At 63.9% G+C, this 16,114-nt stretch carries 19 protein-coding genes and 2 pseudogenes; 15 read left to right on the top strand and 6 right to left on the bottom strand.

Annotation, left to right across the window (positions count from 1 at the left end; genetic code table 11):
• The first annotated feature begins 61 nt into the window (after positions 1-61).
• From ubiE to coaBC, 3 genes are all read left to right on the top strand, one after another.
• Positions 62-838 (top strand): bifunctional demethylmenaquinone methyltransferase/2-methoxy-6-polyprenyl-1,4-benzoquinol methylase UbiE, encoded by a 777-nt coding sequence (ubiE, locus tag ACWGS8_RS04055; RefSeq protein WP_454579704.1) that lies wholly within the window; start codon positions 62-64, stop codon positions 836-838.
• A 67-nt stretch (positions 839-905) separates the two neighbouring features.
• On the top strand, positions 906-2,480 hold the full coding sequence (gene ubiB / locus ACWGS8_RS04050) for a 2-polyprenylphenol 6-hydroxylase (protein WP_454579703.1): 1,575 nt from the start codon (positions 906-908) through the stop codon (positions 2,478-2,480).
• 90 nt (positions 2,481-2,570) lie between these two features.
• Positions 2,571-4,040, top strand: a complete 1,470-nt coding sequence (gene coaBC / locus ACWGS8_RS04045; RefSeq protein WP_454579702.1) for a bifunctional phosphopantothenoylcysteine decarboxylase/phosphopantothenate--cysteine ligase CoaBC — start codon at positions 2,571-2,573, stop codon at positions 4,038-4,040.
• Between the two features lie 59 nt (positions 4,041-4,099).
• On the opposite strand, the gene ACWGS8_RS04040 is transcribed toward coaBC, so the two are convergent.
• Entirely contained in the window at positions 4,100-4,678 is a 579-nt protein-coding gene (locus ACWGS8_RS04040; protein WP_454579701.1) for an invasion associated locus B family protein, read from the bottom strand.
• 290 nt (positions 4,679-4,968) lie between these two features.
• Here ACWGS8_RS04040 and ACWGS8_RS04035 point away from each other — a divergent pair, with 290 nt between their 5' ends.
• The gene (locus tag ACWGS8_RS04035) at positions 4,969-5,307 is read left to right on the top strand and encodes a hypothetical protein (protein WP_454579700.1); all 339 of its coding nucleotides are present in this window, start codon (positions 4,969-4,971) and stop codon (positions 5,305-5,307) included.
• A 124-nt stretch (positions 5,308-5,431) separates the two neighbouring features.
• Complete coding sequence (locus tag ACWGS8_RS04030; RefSeq protein WP_454579699.1) at positions 5,432-5,908, top strand: NUDIX hydrolase; 477 nt, start codon at positions 5,432-5,434, stop codon at positions 5,906-5,908.
• Positions 5,909-5,911: 3 nt separating this feature from the next.
• Here the strand turns inward: ACWGS8_RS04030 and ACWGS8_RS04025 are convergent.
• From ACWGS8_RS04025 to ACWGS8_RS04015, 3 genes and pseudogenes are all read right to left on the bottom strand, one after another.
• Positions 5,912-6,085, bottom strand: a pseudogene (locus tag ACWGS8_RS04025) (citryl-CoA lyase); the annotation flags it as partial.
• A gap of 167 nt (positions 6,086-6,252) precedes the next feature.
• Positions 6,253-6,792: a GNAT family N-acetyltransferase gene (locus tag ACWGS8_RS04020; RefSeq protein ID WP_454579698.1), complete on the bottom strand. Its 540-nt coding sequence runs from the start codon at positions 6,790-6,792 to the stop codon at positions 6,253-6,255.
• Between the two features lie 104 nt (positions 6,793-6,896).
• A complete protein-coding gene (locus ACWGS8_RS04015; RefSeq protein WP_454580114.1) occupies positions 6,897-7,001 on the bottom strand; it encodes a hypothetical protein in 105 nt (34 codons plus the stop codon).
• 295 nt (positions 7,002-7,296) lie between these two features.
• Here ACWGS8_RS04015 and ACWGS8_RS04010 point away from each other — a divergent pair, with 295 nt between their 5' ends.
• Positions 7,297-7,755, top strand: a complete 459-nt coding sequence (locus tag ACWGS8_RS04010; RefSeq protein ID WP_454579697.1) for a DUF2214 family protein — start codon at positions 7,297-7,299, stop codon at positions 7,753-7,755.
• Between the two features lie 253 nt (positions 7,756-8,008).
• Positions 8,009-8,344 (top strand): annotated as a pseudogene (locus ACWGS8_RS04005) (tripartite tricarboxylate transporter substrate-binding protein); the annotation flags it as partial.
• Here ACWGS8_RS04005 and nth read toward each other — a convergent pair.
• Complete coding sequence (gene nth, locus ACWGS8_RS04000; RefSeq protein WP_454579696.1) at positions 8,344-9,156, bottom strand: endonuclease III; 813 nt, start codon at positions 9,154-9,156, stop codon at positions 8,344-8,346. The pseudogene ACWGS8_RS04005 and the gene nth overlap by 1 nt on opposite strands.
• A 22-nt stretch (positions 9,157-9,178) precedes the next feature.
• Here nth and ACWGS8_RS03995 point away from each other — a divergent pair, with 22 nt between their 5' ends.
• Complete coding sequence (locus tag ACWGS8_RS03995) at positions 9,179-9,673, top strand: DUF2244 domain-containing protein (protein WP_454579695.1); 495 nt, start codon at positions 9,179-9,181, stop codon at positions 9,671-9,673.
• Between the two features lie 2 nt (positions 9,674-9,675).
• Here the strand turns inward: ACWGS8_RS03995 and ACWGS8_RS03990 are convergent, their stop codons facing one another.
• Complete coding sequence (locus ACWGS8_RS03990; RefSeq protein ID WP_454579694.1) at positions 9,676-10,491, bottom strand: class I SAM-dependent methyltransferase; 816 nt, start codon at positions 10,489-10,491, stop codon at positions 9,676-9,678.
• Between the two features lie 114 nt (positions 10,492-10,605).
• Here ACWGS8_RS03990 and ACWGS8_RS03985 point away from each other — a divergent pair, with 114 nt between their 5' ends.
• The 7 genes from ACWGS8_RS03985 to ACWGS8_RS03955 all read left to right on the top strand — a co-directional run bounded on the left by ACWGS8_RS03985 (position 10,606) and on the right by ACWGS8_RS03955 (position 16,078).
• Complete coding sequence (locus ACWGS8_RS03985; RefSeq protein WP_454579693.1) at positions 10,606-11,484, top strand: methylated-DNA--[protein]-cysteine S-methyltransferase; 879 nt, start codon at positions 10,606-10,608, stop codon at positions 11,482-11,484.
• 219 nt (positions 11,485-11,703) lie between these two features.
• Positions 11,704-12,174, top strand: coding sequence for a hypothetical protein (locus ACWGS8_RS03980; protein ID WP_454579692.1), 471 nt, complete (start codon positions 11,704-11,706; stop codon positions 12,172-12,174).
• Positions 12,175-12,194: 20 nt separating this feature from the next.
• The gene (locus ACWGS8_RS03975; protein ID WP_454579691.1) at positions 12,195-12,587 is read left to right on the top strand and encodes a hypothetical protein; all 393 of its coding nucleotides are present in this window, start codon (positions 12,195-12,197) and stop codon (positions 12,585-12,587) included.
• Positions 12,554-13,081, top strand: coding sequence for a hypothetical protein (locus tag ACWGS8_RS03970; RefSeq protein WP_454579690.1), 528 nt, complete (start codon positions 12,554-12,556; stop codon positions 13,079-13,081). Before ACWGS8_RS03975 ends, ACWGS8_RS03970 begins: the two co-directional genes overlap by 34 nt.
• Positions 13,056-13,538, top strand: a complete 483-nt coding sequence (locus ACWGS8_RS03965) for a hypothetical protein (RefSeq protein WP_454579689.1) — start codon at positions 13,056-13,058, stop codon at positions 13,536-13,538. Before ACWGS8_RS03970 ends, ACWGS8_RS03965 begins: the two co-directional genes overlap by 26 nt.
• A gap of 187 nt (positions 13,539-13,725) precedes the next feature.
• Positions 13,726-14,631, top strand: coding sequence for a ribokinase (locus ACWGS8_RS03960; protein WP_454579688.1), 906 nt, complete (start codon positions 13,726-13,728; stop codon positions 14,629-14,631).
• A 1-nt stretch (position 14,632) separates the two neighbouring features.
• A complete protein-coding gene (locus tag ACWGS8_RS03955; protein ID WP_454579687.1) occupies positions 14,633-16,078 on the top strand; it encodes an amidase in 1,446 nt (481 codons plus the stop codon).
• Positions 16,079-16,114: the final 36 nt, after the last annotated feature.

The following is a 16,114-nucleotide window of genomic DNA, read 5'->3' as shown; positions in this document are numbered from 1 at the left end:
ACAATAGCGCCCACAGCATCGATCGGCTATGGTCCCGCCGGTTTTATGACGGATCAAAAAAATGTCAGTTGAGAGAACCACGGCCGCGGGCGGCATGGAAACCTCCTATGGTTTCAAGCGTGTGGGGGAAGGCGAGAAGCAGTCCCTGGTCAACGATGTTTTCCACAAGGTCGCCAACCGCTACGACCTGATGAACGACCTGATGTCGGCTGGCCTGCACCGGCTGTGGAAGGACGCCATGGTCACTTGGCTCAATCCGCCGAAGCGGCCGGGCTGGAAGGTCCTGGACGTGGCCGGCGGCACCGGCGACATCGCCTTCCGCATCGTCGATGCCAGCCATGGCAACGCGCATGCCACAGTGCTCGACATCAACGGCTCGATGCTCGGTGTCGGCCGCGACAGGGCGCAGAAGAAGGGCCTGTCCGGCAACACCGATTTCGTCGAGGCCAATGCCGAGGAACTGCCCTTCGCCGACGCCACATTCGACGCCTACACCGTCGCTTTCGGCATCCGCAACGTGCCACGCATCGATGTTGCGCTCGCAGAAGCGTTCCGCGTGCTGAAGCCGGGCGGCCGGTTCCTGTGCCTGGAATTTTCCGAGGTCGAGATGCCGCTGCTCGACAAGGCCTACGAAGCCTGGTCGTTCAACGCCATTCCCAGGATCGGCAAGATGGTTACCGGCGACGGCGAGCCCTATTCCTATCTGGTTGAATCGATCGCGAAATTCCCCAACCAGCAGAACTTCGCGGCGATGATTTCCCGCGCCGGTTTCGACCGCGTTTCCTTCCGCAACTATTCCGGCGGTATTGCCGCGCTTCATTCGGGCTGGAAGCTTTGAGGCTGGCCCGCATTTCCTATCCCCGATATGGCTCGTGCTGGTCGCTAGGACCGGCCGCGGTGCGGCCATGAGCAGCGTCGGCGCCGGTTTCAGGCTCGCGCGGGCCGGTTGGGTGCTGGTGCGCGAGGGCGTCATCGCCGCCCTGCCAGGCGAGGAACTGTCCGGCCTGCCGAAATTTGGCTGGCAGCTGGCGCGGCTGTTCACCCGCCGCCGAGCGCTCGCCTATCAGCGCAGCGACCGGCTGGCCAAGGCGGTGGTCCGGCTCGGCCCGTCTTATGTCAAGCTCGGCCAGTTCCTGGCAACACGGCCCGACGTCGTCGGCAACGACATGGCGCTCGATCTCGCCATGTTGCAGGACAAGATGCACACCTTCCCGAGGGCCGAGGCGGTCGCGGCCATCGAAGCCTCGCTCGGGCGCAAGGTGCGCGATCTCTACGCCGAGTTCGGCGACCCCGTCGCCGCCGCTTCCATCGCCCAGGTCCATGCCGCCGAAGCCATCCACGAAGGCGCAGCCACCAAGGTCGCGGTGAAGGTCATCCGGCCCGGCGTGCGCCGCCGCTTCTTCCACGATCTCGAAAGCTATTTCCTCGCCGCCCGCCTGCAGGAGAAATACATCCCGTCCTCGCGCCGGCTGCGGCCAGTCGAGGTGACCGAGACGCTGGCGCAGACCACCAAGATCGAGATGGATTTGCGCCTCGAGGCGGCGGCACTCTCCGAACTTGGTGAGAACACCAAGGACGATCCGGGCTTCCGCGTGCCATCCGTCGACTGGGAGCGCACCGGCCGCGACGTGCTGACCATGGAATGGGTCGACGGCGTCAAGATGAACAACATCGCAGGCCTGGAGGAGGCCGGCCATGATCTGAAGGCGATCGCCGCCAATCTCATCCAGTCGTTCCTGCGCCATACGCTACGCGACGGTTTCTTCCACGCCGACATGCATCCGGGAAACCTGTTCGTCGAGGCCAACGGCACCATCGTCGCGGTCGATCTCGGCATAGCCGGACGTCTCGGCAAGAAGGAGCGCCGCTTCCTCGCCGAAATCCTCTACGGCTTCATCACACGCGACTATCTGCGCGTTGCCGAAGTGCATTTCGAGGCCGGCTATGTACCGCGCCAGCACAATGTCGCGGCCTTCGCGCAGGCGATCCGCGCCATTGGCGAGCCGATCCACGGCCAGCCGGCCGAGACCATTTCCATGGCCAAGCTCCTGACGCTGCTGTTCGAGGTGACCGAACTCTTCGACATGGCGACACGGCCGGAACTGATCCTGCTGCAAAAGACCATGGTGGTGGTCGAAGGCGTGGCGCGCACGCTCGATCCGGCTTTCAACATGTGGAAGACGGCCGAACCGGTGGTCGGCGGCTGGATCGCCGGCAACCTTGGCCCGCGCGGCATGATGATCGATGCGCGCGACGGCGCCAAGGCGCTGCTGACGCTCGCCCGCCAGGCGCCGGAACTTGCCGCGCGTACCGACCGGCTGTCGCGTGAAATCGACCTGATGGCCGAGCACGGCCTGCGCTTCGACGAGACCACGGCGCGTGCCATCGGCAAGGCCGAGGCGCGCTACAGCCGCTCCGGCCGCGTCGCGCTGTGGGTGATCGCGGTGACGCTGGTCTATATCGCCTGGAAGATTCTTTAGAGCTGAAAAGCGAAGCTCAAGCCGCAACTTGCGGCGAATTGATTGCATTGCTATCATTGCCATCGCGCAAGATGGTCAGAGTGCAATCACATGGCAAGCATCACGATCCGCAACCTTGACGATGACGTCAAGGAGTTGCTGCGCCGATTGGCAGCGGAAAACAACCGCTCCATGGAAGAACAGGCGCGGGTGATGATCCGGGCCGCTGTCGACGGTCAGATCGGGTCCGGCCGCATCGACCAGATCGAAAAGACCTTGCGCGAACTGACCAGCACGCCCAGTGCGGCGACCCCGGTCGCGGCCCCTGCAGGCAAGATCCTTCCGCGAGGTACGCTTTCCGGCAAGCGCATCCTGCTCATCATCGGCGGCGGCATCGCCGCCTACAAGGCGCTCGACCTGATCCGCCGGTTGCGTGAGCGCGGAGCGGCGGTTCGGGTGGTGATGACAGCGGCTGCACAGGAATTCGTCACCACCCTGTCGGCAGGCGCGCTGTCGGCCGATCACGTCTTCACCGAACTGTTCGATCGCAATGACGAGCATGATGTCGGCCACATCAGGCTGTCGCGCGAGGCTGATCTTCTGGTCGTGGCGCCCGCCACCGCCGATCTGATGGCCAAGCTGGCTAACGGCCATGCCAATGATCTCGCCTCCACCGTGCTGCTGGCCACCGACAAGCCGGTGCTGATGGCGCCGGCGATGAATCCGAAAATGTGGTCGCATGCCGCGACCCGCCGAAACCATGCGACCTTGGGCAAGGACGGCGTCACTTTCGTCGGCCCGGCCAGGGGCGAGATGGCCGAAAGCAATGAAGCCGGCGAAGGCCGCATGGCCGAGCCGCTGGAGATCGTCGCCGCGGTCGAGGCGCGGCTCGATGCCGGCCCCAGGTCCCTGGCAGGTCGCAAGATCATCGTCACTTCCGGCCCGACGCATGAGCCGATCGACCCGGTGCGCTATATCGCCAACCGTTCCTCCGGCAAGCAGGGCCACGCCATCGCCGCGGCATTGGCGAAGCTTGGCGCCGATGTGCGCCTTGTCTCCGGTCCCGTGAGCATCGCCGACCCGGCTGGTGTGAAAACCATCCATGTCGAGCGCGCGCAAGAGATGCGCGATGCGGTCGAACAGCTTCTGCCCGCCGATGCCGCGGTGTTCGTCGCCGCAGTCGCCGACTGGCGCAGCGAGAATTCAGCCGGCGAAAAGATCAAGAAGGTGGCGGGTGAAGGACCGCCGGTGCTGCGCATGGTCGAGAACCCCGACATCCTTGCCGGCGTCGGCCATCACAGCCAGCGGCCCGGTTTGGTCGTCGGCTTCGCCGCCGAAACGCAGGATCTTCTGCGCAACGCACTGGCAAAGCTGGCGAAGAAAGGCGCCGATCTGATCGTCGCCAACGATGTGTCGCACGAAAGCGGCATCGGCCCTTCAGGCGTCATGGGCGGCGATCGCAACCGGGTGCGGATGGTGTCGAAGGCCGGCGTCGAGGAATGGCCTGAGATGACCAAGGACGAGGTGGCGGCGCGGCTCGCCACCTTGATTGCCGAGCGGCTGAAAACGATCGTCGTCTGATGCCCATTGGACACCCGGCGCCAGTTTAGACGCCGCGCATCAGATTTCCGACTCGGCCGTCAGTTGGACAAAAGCTCCGCCGTGCGGGCGAGCGCCCCGCCGAAACCGTTGAGCGGAATGGAAAAGCTCACCGCTTGCCCGGTATCGGCCGCTAAGGCGTCGATCTTCAGCGTCGTGCCGTTCTTGAGCAGTGGCGTGACATTGGCGTCGAACGCCACCGGCACCAGGCAGCCGACCACCTGGCAGGTGTTGAACGCCAGGTTGCCGTCGAGTTTCTGGTCGTCGATGGTCAGGGTGACGCCCTTGGCGAGCGCCAGTCCGAACGGCAAGGCAAGGGTTCCGGTGGCATCGTCACCGGTCTTGCTCGACAGCTCGATCGCCAGCAGCCGCTGGTTGCTCTGCTTGTTAAACTGCTGGTGCGACAGGCTGCAGACCTTGTTCGTGCCCGATATCTGGCAACTCACCGTCCAGTCGCCATGGGTTTCGGACAAGGCCGATGCCCCGCCGGGCAGTTGCGGCGCATCAGCCGCGGCGGGCGGCGCCGCCACCTTGTCGCCCTTGGTCTGCGCGGCCATCGCCGGCACACCGGCGATACAGGCCACCCCCAGCATCGCAACCAAATACGCGTATTTCCTCATCAAGACCTCTCCCGCCCGGCTCCGTCTCGAGCCAGCCTGGAAACTGACCTTGAGAGACGCGCTGACCGCATTCTGTTTGACCGTTTCCCCGAAGGCGCCATTGTACCTGACGGACATGCCGGCGCCATTGACGCCATTCACCTCGAGGCCAGCGCCGACCCGATAGAGCGGCGAATCGATCGCTTCCGTCAAGTACAATGCGAGGTTGCCGGGCAGATTCTCTGCCGCCGCGAAGCGGTGACCGATGGACCAGCCATAGCATCGCCGGACAAACACCCTATATTGCGGGAATGAACAGGATTTTTCGCAGGCATGCGCCAATGTCGCCGCGTCGACTATCGATGAAACTCGCATCGGCGGCGCTGGCCACGACTCTTCTGGCCGGCTTCGCGCTGCCCGCTTCCGCGCAGGTGGCCAATCCCGCGATCAACAGCAACACGCTGATCCAGCAGAACGATCTGCAGGCCTTGCAGAGCCGCATTCAGCGGCAGCAATTCCAGCAGCAGCAACAGCAGTACCGCGACCAGGATCGCGTGATCGTCCAGCAGCAGCCGCCGGTCGTGCCGCAAGTCAGGTCGGGCTGCCAGACGCAGATAATCGGCACCACCGCCGTAAGCAACTGCCGCTGAGAAGCGGGCTTCTTTTATTTAGCCGACTTACATGATAGGGACCTTGCGGGTGCCCTTGCGGCAGTTTGGGTTTGCAAAGGCGCCGCATCACGCTATGGGGCACTGACCGACTGGACCATTGCGAATGACAGCCACGAAGAAAAAGGCCGTACGCCGGGCCAAGAAAGGGGAAAGAATCCGCCAGGTGGCGGCGATCCCCATTCGGTTGACCGCGGATGGGAATTTCGAGGTTATGCTGGTCACGTCGAGGACGACGCGACGCTTCATCGTCCCCAAGGGATGGCCGATGAAAGGCAAGAGCGGACGCAAGGCAGCCACCATCGAGGCGATGGAAGAAGCCGGCGTGCTTGGCAAGACCCTGAAGCAGCCGGCCGGCACCTATTCCTACTGGAAGCGGCTGACCAACCGCTTTATCCGTGTCGATGTCATCGTCTATCTGCTTGAGGTGACCGAGGAATTGGCCAACTGGCAGGAAGCCAAGCGACGGCAGCGGGCCTGGCTGGCGCCGGCCGACGCGGCGATGTTGATCGACGAACCGGATCTTTCGACGCTGGTTGAGACCTTGACGCTCCCCCAGCCTGCGCCGCCCGGCGAGGCATAGGCCTCACTCGCCAGCCTCATCCTCTCCCGGAAACGGCCGCCCCGGCGTGCCGGTATAGGCCCACAGCCATTCGCGCGGCAGCGGCCCCCTGTTGCGCTCGCCCTGCTGCGGCTACTCCCAGTCATGCGCCAGGATGCCGACCGAGCGCGACAACACGAAGAGCCCGCGCGTCAGCGGCGAGGCGGCGGCCCGCGCCACCCGCGCCTTTGGCGAGGATGCCTCGATGCTCGAACAGGCAAGTCTCGCGGCGGAGGCTGTGTCCTGGAGCCGCCTCGAGGCCAGCCGTGGCGACCCGGGCGGGTCGAAGCAATACATGCACCGATCGTTCCGATCGATGACGTCGCTCAGGACAGCCGCTCCAGCAGCACGGTCGGCGCGTCATGATAGGTGGTCCGCAACACCTCGCGGTAGCCGACCTTGCCAGCGACATTCAACGAGGCGGTATTCTCGGGATCGATGATGCAGACGGTTTTGACCCGTCCAAATGTTTCTTCACCCCATGCCAGCACACGGCCGACCACTTCAGTGGCGAGGCCAGCCCCATGCACGGCCGGCGCCAGCGCCCATCCGGCCTCGGGAACGCCTTCGATCGACGGCTCCATATCGCGCTTCAGGTCGTGAAACCCGGCCTCGCCGACGAAGCGGCCCGTCGCCTTCTCCTCGATCGCCCAGAAGCCGTAACCCAGCAGCGACCACAGGCCGGCATGACGCAGGAAGCGCATCCAGCTTTCCTCGCGCGTGCGCGGCTTGCCGCCGATGAAACGGGTGACAACCGGGTCGGCCCACATCGTGGTATAGGCGTCGAAATCCGCCAGCCGGTGTGGCCGCAGAATGGTTCGCTGCGTCTCGATGACGGGAGCGACGGTCACTTTGCGGTTGTTCATCGGATTTGCCTCGCTGATCTTGTCCGCGCTTAGCAAATCGCCCCTACGGTGCAAGGGCCAGCGGAAGGTGCGCCATCATCCAGACAGCGGCCTGAAGCAGATCTTCAACCGCGCCAGGCCATGTTCATGTAGACACCGCCACGTTGCAATTGGTTCAGCATCTGGTCGAGCCGCTTCTGCCGGGTGTCCGGGCGCTCGGCGCGGGCAATCCAGCCGAGTCGTTCTTCTGGTAGTTCGGCCGGGCCTCATAGGCAGTTATCAGGCCACGCTCCGCCAGGGCGGCGTGGATCAGATCAGGCATCGGATTTAGGGGGGGCGTTTCAGTCCGGTCATGCTTGCGAAACCAACGTACCCGGACCGGGCGTCAACGCAACCTTTGGCCGTGGGCTAGCTCTGCTATGGGATTTTTGCCCTATGGTGTTATTTTCCCGGCAGGCTGATTCAGCACATTTGCGGCGCGACCTTTTCAGACTCGGGCTGGTGCTCAAACCCAAGGGAAAAAGCATGGACACGACCGACCTTGTGCTTGCCGTCGTCCATCATCTGCTAGTGTTTTCCCTGGCAGGGATCATCGGCGCCGAATTCGTGCTGATCCGCGGCGATCTGCCCGCCGTAACTCTCAAGCGGCTCGCCGGCATCGACCGCCACTATGGCATCATCGCCTCACTCATCATCATCGTCGGCATCGGCCGTGTCTTCTGGGGCCTCAAGGGTTGGGAGTTCTACGTCTACAACTGGATGTTCTGGGCCAAGATGGCGGCATTCGGCATTGTCGGCCTCCTGTCGATCATCCCGACCGTGCGCTTCATTTCCTGGAACCGGCAGGCCAGTGCCAATCCCTCCTTCGCCGTGCCAGCAGGCGAACTGGCCTCGGTGAAGACCTATCTCCGCGCCGAGGCCTTCGTCTTCCTGCTGATCCCGGTCTTCGCGGCGGCGATGGCGCGCGGTTACGGCTACCAATAGACCTGGAATACAACGAGAGCGAGCAGAGGTCTGCAATCGGCATTTGCCGATACCGGTCGACTTTCGACCGTTTCGGAGCCCAACTTCTGGCTCAAACATCTACCCGTTGAACGCCGGCTGCCGCGGATAATCTCGGTTTGCCATTTGAGTCCGATTGCAATCTATTGGCCTGCGCTGGTTGTTGTTTCATCCGCGGCCGGCATTGAGAGGAGTTCCGCGCAGCGGTTTATTTATTCCCGGGAGGAGAATTACGATGCGAAAGTTTGTTGCCGCTCTGGTCGCCGCCGCAGCCGTCACACTTTATTCATTCAGCGCCGACGCATAGTCCTAACCCGAACGCACCATCACCATTGTCGTGCCGTTTGCGGCCGGTGGCCCGACCGACACCGTCACCCGCCTCGTCGCCGAAGCCATGTCGAAGGATCTCGGCCGGCAGGTCATCGTCGAGAATGTCGGCGGCGCCGGCGGCACGCTCGGCGCGGGCCGCGTCGCCAATGCCGATCCCGACGGCTACACGCTGCTGCTCCATCACATCGGCACGGCGACAAGTGCGACGCTCTACAGAAAACTCGCCTACGTCCAGGCTGGTCAGCCTTGGGCCTGGATTTCGTCCACCGGATCGAGCGGAGCGATCGGCACCAGCGGTGCCGGAATGCTGGTCGTCTTCTCCTCAGCCTTGCAGATATCAGCGATGACGCAGGCCGGGCAATCCGGCTTGCGCGCCTTGCAGACATAGCGGCCATGCAGGATCAACCAGTGATGCGCGTGGCGCATATATTCGTCCGGGATGATTTTCAGCAGCCCTTGCTCGACCTGTTCAGGCGTCTTGCCGGGCGCTAGGCCAAGCCGGTTGCCGATCCGGAAAATATGCGTGTCTACCGCCATCGTATGCTGGCCGAAGGCCATGTTGAGCACGACATTGGCGGTCTTGCGCCCGACCCCCGGCAGCTTGACCAGTTCGTCGCGGTCGTCGGGCACCGTGCCGCCATGGTCGCGGATCAGCGCTTCCGACAGCGCGATGACGTTCTTGGCCTTGTTGCGCCACAGACCGATGGTCCTGATATGGTCGCCGACCCTGGCCTCGCCCAGCGCCAGCATCTTCCGCGGCGTATCGGCGACCTTGAACAGCGCCCGCGTCGCCTTGTTGACGCCGGCATCCGTCGCCTGCGCGGAAAGCACCACCGCCACCAGCAGCGTGAAGGCATTGACGTGTTCGAGCTCACCCTTCGGCTCCGGCCGCTGGACTGAAAAACGGCGGAAGATCTCGTGCACTTCCGCCGGACTGTAACGCGAAGTCCGCCGTACCGGCCGTGGACGCGGCTTGGCGTTCGAGCCGTTACGTCGTCCGGCCGGCAGGTCTTTTTCGGGCATGGAAGAATCTTTGGACTTGGGGCTCGCCATTTCCCTCCTATAATATCCTGTCATGAGCGACACAAACGCCTCGTTCCAGGCAGACGAGCCCTTCTTTCACGCATTGCTGACCCCACACCGGTCGCTGGGCAGGACGGGCTTCCTGGTCCTGATGGGCGCGCTGTCGTTCGGCTGGCTCGCGACAGGTGCGTTTTTCCTGTCGCGCGGCGCATGGCCGGTGTTCGGCTTCTTCGGTCTCGATGTGGTTGCCGTCTACATCGCCTTTCGCGTGAACTACCGCGCCGCCCGCGCCCGCGAAGAGGTATCGGTCTCGCGTACCACCCTCGACATCCGCAAGACGGCCCCTTCGGGAAAATCGGAAGCCCACCGCTTCAACCCGTTCTGGGCGCGGTTTTCGGTCGCCCGTCACGCCGAGATCGGCATCACCAGAATGACGGTCGAAGGCCAAGGCCAGAATGTGCCGATCGGCGGCTTTCTCGACCCCGAGTCCCGCGAGAGCTTTGCCACGGCCTTTTCGCGCGCGCTTGCGACCGCCAAGGCGCGCTGAATCTAGAACCGATAGCGCAGAAGCCTGCCGACCTTGCGCAGCGCCGGAATGTGTTTCCAGAGGCGAACGAACAGTTTGGCGGACCAGCCCATGCGGGCGGCGTGTTCGGGCTTGTAGGCGGAAATATCCTCGACGAACCGCAGCTTCGGCACCGCCAGTTCCAGCTCGTGCGGATCGTCGATTGCCCAATGAACCTCGGCGCCTGTCGCCTTGATGGTCGGACTGAGACGAAGCAGCGTCAGGCCGAAACGGCTGTAGGCGTCGAACATCAGCTCGCCGCCGGCAAGATGCGAGACAAGCCGCGAAACCAGACGCAGCCCATCATCGGCGGGAAGATAGGGCGTCAGCCCTTCCGCCACCACGATGGCCGGGCGGTTGCGGGGCACTTCGGCCAGCCAGCCGGGATCGGTCACCGACGAAGCGATGAGATGATAGCGGTCGCGGAGCGGGTAAAGCTTGCGCCTGAGTTCGATGACCTGGGGATAGTCGACATCGAACCAGTCCACGCCTGGCGGCGGATCAACACGGAAAATGCGCGTATCGAGCCCGCAACCCAGATGCAGCACGATGGCACCGGGATTTCTGGCCAGAAAATCCTCGACATGAACGTCCAGTGTCTTGGCCCGGATCGCCAGGCCGATGCCGAGATTCTCGTCGACCTTGAGCCTGGAGAAATCATAGTCGATCTTGCGCACCGCCTCGTCGGCGAAATGATCCCCAAGCAGCGAATGCGACAGCCGGCTCTCCAGCGCCTTGCCGTAGAGCGTCATCAGCAAGGTTTCCTTTGCCCCGGTCAGATGCACTTTCTCGCCGGCCATGAGCGACTCCTGGCACGAACCCCGAGTCTATCTGGGTATGCGCGGCAAGAAGGCAAGTTTCGGGTGGCGATCGCCGCCCCAAGGGGCGATATTCCTGGCCAAGGAGACAGTTCGATGAGCACACAGACAGCCGTCCTCAAGAAGGACATCACGCCGCAAGGCAGCGACTATGAGGTCGTGCGCCGCGCCATCGAGAAGATCAGCCTCGACTATCGCGATCAGCCTTCGCTCGAGGAGCTTGCCGAGGAGGTCGGCGAGACGCCGACCGGCCTGCAAAAACTCTTCACCCGCTGGGCCGGCCTGTCGCCGAAAGCCTTCCTGCAGGCGGTGACGCTCGACCATGCGCGCCGGCTGCTCGATTCCGGCATGCCGCTGCTCGAAACCTCGTTCGAACTGGGCATGTCCGGTCCCGGTCGGCTGCATGACCTGTTCGTCACCCATGAGGCAATGTCGCCGGGCGACTACAAGACGCGCGGCGCCGGCCTCACCATCCGCTACGGCTACCATGCCTCACCTTTCGGCACCGCCCTGATCATGGCCACCGACCGTGGCCTTGCCGGCCTCGCCTTCAGCGACCCCGGCGAAGAGCGCGCCGCCTTCGCCGATATGTCCAGCCGCTGGCCAAACGCCATCTATGTCGAGGACCTCGCCGCGACCGGTCCTTACGCCGCACGCATCTTCGACCCGACGCTGTGGCGCCCCGACCAGCCGCTGCATGTCGTCATGATCGGCACCGACTTCCAGGTTCGCGTCTGGGAGGCGCTGCTGCAGATCCCGATGGGCAAGGCCCGCACCTATTCCTCGATCGCCGCCAGCATCGGCGCGCCAAGCGCCAGCCGCGCGGTCGGCGCCGCCAATGGCGCCAACCCGCTCTCCTTCGTGGTGCCTTGCCATCGCGCCATCGGCAAGTCCGGCGACCTCACCGGCTACCACTGGGGCCTGACTCGCAAGCGCGCCATCCTTGGCTGGGAGGCAGGCCAAGTGTCGTCGTAAATATCGTTTTTCCAGTTTCCGGCGAAGAAATTTACAGATCTTGAGCGGCGTAAAGTATTACTTGGATTCTGCCAGAAATTCACGATACAACCGAGGACAACCTTCGGTTTTTTATAAGATGTTATTTTCGCGAATTATTTAAGTTTACACTAAATTAACCACGATAAAGCGATCATGACTCCTGTTAATTCGGGCGATCCGACTTAATAGGAGGTCTCAATGAAGTTGTTTCGCTCCGCCTTCGGAGCAACCTTGCTGGTCGCATGTCTGGGTCGGCCTGCATTGGCTACGACGCAAAATGTCATTTTCAATGGCACCATCAGCCCGACCTGCACGCTTGTCATTGCCAGCAATGGCACGATGACGGCCAGTCCCGACCTCCAGACCCTCAGCTCCCACAACAGCGGCGGCTCGGCCGGAACTGTCACGCTGACGACGACAGGCGGCGTATCACTGAGCGTCGATCCGGTGACCACCACGACGGTGCCGTCGGCCGACACGACATCGACCACCTGGACCCCGACCTACTCTTCCGCGGGCGCGCATTCCATCGTCGAGACCGGCTCGGCGACCGCCATCAGCACACCCGGCGCCGATCTTGTCTCGGTCCATCTCGCCGGCACCAAGGGCGGCAGCAACCGCTTCGCCAACGGAAACTATCAGGCAACGGTAACGCTGCGCTGCGAGTAGCGCCCGGGAAGGAGGCATCCTTGACACTTTTTGGAACCCTGGCGACGGCGCTGGCCGTCGGCCTGATCCCTGCCGCCGCGGCGGCCCAGTCGATGTCGCCGATGCGGGGCGAGGTCAACAGCTTCACCGACGTCTTCGCGGTTCGCGTCTTCCCGGCCAACCCATACGACCAGAAGATCAAGGTCGAAATCCATGTCTACGATCAGGATTTTCAGCCGGTGGACGCCAGGATATCGCCGGCTGTCTTTCAGCTCGGTGCCCAAGCCTCTCGTCCTGTCCTTGTGGTCGTGCCCTTCGGCGGCGCCGCCGACCGTAAAGTGCGTATCTGTACCGAAAGCATCCCCTTTCCCAACCAGCAGACGCAGATAAGGGCGCAGATATGCGGAAAGTTCTTTGGACATCGCAAATCCTGACGCTGGCGCTCGCGGCGGCTGTGACAAGCACCGTTCCAACCCAGGCCCAGGACCAGATCTACAATCTAAACCAGAATGAGAACGGCTTTAATTTGCCCGGTGTCACCTTGCCCCAGGGCCAGGACGAGGTCCATGCCGCGGACGGCACCACTTGCCGCTCCGCCGTTTCCGGTTCCGGTGCCTATGTCGATCTCGGCGTTATCAGAGGCAACAACCAGACGGACAATGGCGTCGCCACCTACGGCCGGGTGGTGATCCCGATAGGGCGTACGCCGAAACGTCTCGACTGCAGCCGGCTGTATGAACTGGAGGTTCAGCGCCTGCAGATGGAGCTGAAACTGCTGAAAATGGGCCTCGGCGGCGACGGCCCGACGGGAAGCGTGGCCGCCAGCGCCGCCGCTCCCGCCGCCACGACCGCATCACCGGGATGGGCCAACGAAGGCTGGAGCATCAGGACCGGAAACAGCGATGGCAAGAAAAAGAAGAGGAAATAGCCGCGCGCTGCTTACGATGGCAGCGCTTGCCGGCTTCTGCTTTCCGGCGCAAGCGGCGATCATCGGCACTTGCACCATCACGGTCGGGGCGTCGGGAACGATGAAGGCAAATCCCGGCCTCAACGTGTTCGGCTCCAAGCAGGCGGGCGGGTCGAGCGCGGGCGCCACCATCACCGCCAATTCGTTGCTTTGCACCTTGCTCGACCTGCTCGACTGCTATTCCGTTTCCGCACCGGCGCCCGCATCGTTCTCATCGGCGCCAAGCGGCGGCGGCACCAATGTCAACTTCAGCACCGTCTACCGCCTCGACGGCACCGGCATCGACACCTCCGGAAGCGTGCCGCAAAGGGTCATCAACGGTACCCATCCCATGCAGATCGATCTCACCGCCACCAAATCATCAGGCGTGTTTCCCGCAGGCAGCTATCAGGGCACTGTCACCGTGCGCTGCGAGTGAAGCGACAAATCAGCTTTTGATATCTCATGGTCTGGCAACTCATCGCATGACGCGCTAGCTTCCCGCGCAATCGGGGTGACGGCGCATCGATACGGATGCACCGGCGCACCTCACCATCTTCGATCCGCATCGTGCTTTCCGAAAGTCGATCCTGATTTCCGGCCAGCGCTGGCAGGGAGGCACTTTCTTGATAGTCGTCATCGGCTCGATCAATCTCGACCTTATCGCCAAAGTCGACCGCTTGCCGAGCCCCGGCGAAACGGTGAGCGGCTCCGGTTTCGCCACGGCGCCCGGCGGCAAGGGCGCCAACCAGGCGCTGGCCGCCGCGCGCGCCGGTGTCCCGGTGCGTATGGTCGGCGCTGTCGGCAAGGACAATTTCGCCGGCGAGGCGCTGGCATTGCTGCGCGAGGCCAAGGTCGACCTGTCGGGCGTGGGAGAAACCTTTGCCTCGACCGGCACGGCGCTGATCATGGTCGGTGACGACGGCGAGAACATCATCGCCGTGGTTCCCGGCGCCAACGCTTCCGTGGTGCCCGGCGACCTCTCCAAGGCCTTCCTGAAAAAGGGCGATGTCGTTTTGCTCCAGCACGAGATCCCGCTGGCGACGGTCGATGCGGCACTCGACCAGGCACGGGCGGCCGGCGCGATCACCGTGCTCAACACCGCTCCTTTCCAGGGCGATGCGGCGGCTTTCCTCGGCAAGGCCGATTATGCCGTCGCCAACGAGACCGAGTTCGACCTCTATGGCGAGGCGCTGGCGCTGAACGGCCGCGACCGTGCGGCACGCATGCGCGACTTCGCCGCGAAAACCGGCCGCACCATCGTCGTCACCCTTGGCGGCGACGGCGTCATGGCAGCGACGCCGAGCGATTTCCTCACCGTTGCGGCCATGAAGATCACGCCTGTCGATACGGTCGGCGCCGGCGACACCTTCTGCGGCTACCTCGCTGCCGGCCTGTCGTCCGGCCTTGCGCTCGACAAGGCGCTGGCGCGCGCCGGAGCGGCCGGCTCGCTGGCATGCCTGAAACCTGGCGCCCAGCCGGCGATCCCGCTTGCCAGGGACGTCGATCAAGCCCTGCAGAAAGTCAGCTGAAATGATGCACCCTAGGACGAAACACGCCGTTCCGCCGGCCGGCGATATCTGCCGCCTGTCCGCCGTCGAGCTTGCCGGCGCGATCCGCCGCAAGAAACTGTCGGTACGCGAGGTGGTGACGGCCTTCCTCGACCGCATCGAAACGGTCAACCCGCTGGTCAACGCCATCGTCTCGTTGCGCGATCGCGGCGATATCCTGCGCGAGGCGGATGCCGCCGATGCCAGGCAAGCGAGCGAAACCGGGACACTCTTCGGGCTGCCGATCGCCATCAAGGACCTCGCCTCGACGACTGGCCTCAGGACCTCCTTCGGCTCGCCGATCTTCGCCGATTTCGTGCCGCAGGAAGACGATTTCTTCGTCGAGCGCATCCGCAACGCCGGAGCCATCATCATCGGCAAGACCAATGTCCCCGAATTCGGGCTGGGATCCAACACTTACAACAACGTCTTCGGGCCGACGCTGAACGCCTTCGATCCGGCGCTCACCGCCGGCGGCTCGAGCGGCGGCGCGGCGGTGGCGCTGGCGCTCGACATGGTGCCCGTCGCCGACGGCAGCGACTTCGGCGGCTCGCTGCGCAATCCGGCGGCCTGGAACAATGTCTACGGTTTCCGACCGTCGCAAGGGCTTGTTCCCGCCGGACCCGATCTTGAGGTCTTCCATGCGCAGATGGGCGTCGAGGGCCCAATGGGCCGCAATGTCGCCGACATGGCGCTGCTGCTCGACGTGCAGGCGGGCTACCATCCGCAGGCCCCCCTGTCCTATGAGAAGCCGGGCTCGTTCCTCGAAGGGCTTGCACCGCCCGCGACCGGCGGCCGCATCGCCTGGCTCGGCGACCTCGGCGGTCATCTGCCGATCGAAGCGGGCATTCTCGATCTGTGCCAGGCGGCACACGGCCGCTTCGCGGACCAATCCTTCGCCGCTCAACCCTTGCTCCCGGATTTCGACTTCGAAGCGCTGTGGCAGGCCTTCGTGACGCTGCGCCAGGCCAGCAGTGGCTGCGCCCTCAAGGTCCACTACGACGATCCTTCCAAACGCGGCTTGCTGAAGCCGGAAGCCGTATGGGAAATCGAGAATGCCATGCGGCTGACGGCGCCGCAGATCCGCGCGGCCTCGGTCGTGCGCACCTCCTGGCATCGCATGCTGCTGTCGATCTTCGAGCGCTTCGATCTCATCGCCCTGCCCACCGCGCAGGTCTTCCCCTTCGAAGTCGGCATGCACTGGCCAAGTGAGGTCGCGGGACGGCCGATGGACAGCTATCACCGCTGGATGCAGGTTTCAGCCTTCGCCACGCTGGGCGGCTGCCCGGCGGTCAACGTGCCGGTCGGCTTCGACGGCAGGGGCCGGCCAATGGGCATGCAGCTGATCGGCCGCCCGCGTGGCGACCTCGCGGTGCTGAGGGCCGCCGCCGCCTATGAGGCGACGCTGCCCTGGCAGGCCGGCGCCTGACGCACGTGCAACGGTCCGGCGTTTCGCGTCAGGCTT

This window comes from Mesorhizobium sp. 43Arga (assembly GCF_053714255.1).
The sequence above is the reverse complement of the archived record's forward strand: the minus strand, read 5'-3'. Positions and strand labels throughout refer to the sequence as shown.

Bases quoted from the DNA above. Each gene is read 5' to 3' on its own strand.
- ubiE (WP_454579704.1), top strand. From the start codon at position 62: ATGTCAGTTGAGAGAACCACGGCCGCGGGCGGCATGGAAACCTCCTAT.
- ubiB (WP_454579703.1), top strand. From the start codon at position 906: ATGAGCAGCGTCGGCGCCGGTTTCAGGCTCGCGCGGGCCGGTTGGGTG.
- coaBC (WP_454579702.1), top strand. From the start codon at position 2,571: ATGGCAAGCATCACGATCCGCAACCTTGACGATGACGTCAAGGAGTTG.
- ACWGS8_RS04040 (WP_454579701.1), bottom strand. From the start codon at position 4,678: ATGAGGAAATACGCGTATTTGGTTGCGATGCTGGGGGTGGCCTGTATC.
- ACWGS8_RS04035 (WP_454579700.1), top strand. From the start codon at position 4,969: ATGAACAGGATTTTTCGCAGGCATGCGCCAATGTCGCCGCGTCGACTA.
- ACWGS8_RS04030 (WP_454579699.1), top strand. From the start codon at position 5,432: ATGACAGCCACGAAGAAAAAGGCCGTACGCCGGGCCAAGAAAGGGGAA.
- ACWGS8_RS04020 (WP_454579698.1), bottom strand. From the start codon at position 6,792: ATGAACAACCGCAAAGTGACCGTCGCTCCCGTCATCGAGACGCAGCGA.
- ACWGS8_RS04010 (WP_454579697.1), top strand. From the start codon at position 7,297: ATGGACACGACCGACCTTGTGCTTGCCGTCGTCCATCATCTGCTAGTG.
- nth (WP_454579696.1), bottom strand. From the start codon at position 9,156: ATGGCGAGCCCCAAGTCCAAAGATTCTTCCATGCCCGAAAAAGACCTG.
- ACWGS8_RS03995 (WP_454579695.1), top strand. From the start codon at position 9,179: ATGAGCGACACAAACGCCTCGTTCCAGGCAGACGAGCCCTTCTTTCAC.
- ACWGS8_RS03990 (WP_454579694.1), bottom strand. From the start codon at position 10,491: ATGGCCGGCGAGAAAGTGCATCTGACCGGGGCAAAGGAAACCTTGCTG.
- ACWGS8_RS03985 (WP_454579693.1), top strand. From the start codon at position 10,606: ATGAGCACACAGACAGCCGTCCTCAAGAAGGACATCACGCCGCAAGGC.
- ACWGS8_RS03980 (WP_454579692.1), top strand. From the start codon at position 11,704: ATGAAGTTGTTTCGCTCCGCCTTCGGAGCAACCTTGCTGGTCGCATGT.
- ACWGS8_RS03970 (WP_454579690.1), top strand. From the start codon at position 12,554: ATGCGGAAAGTTCTTTGGACATCGCAAATCCTGACGCTGGCGCTCGCG.
- ACWGS8_RS03965 (WP_454579689.1), top strand. From the start codon at position 13,056: ATGGCAAGAAAAAGAAGAGGAAATAGCCGCGCGCTGCTTACGATGGCA.
- ACWGS8_RS03955 (WP_454579687.1), top strand. From the start codon at position 14,633: ATGATGCACCCTAGGACGAAACACGCCGTTCCGCCGGCCGGCGATATC.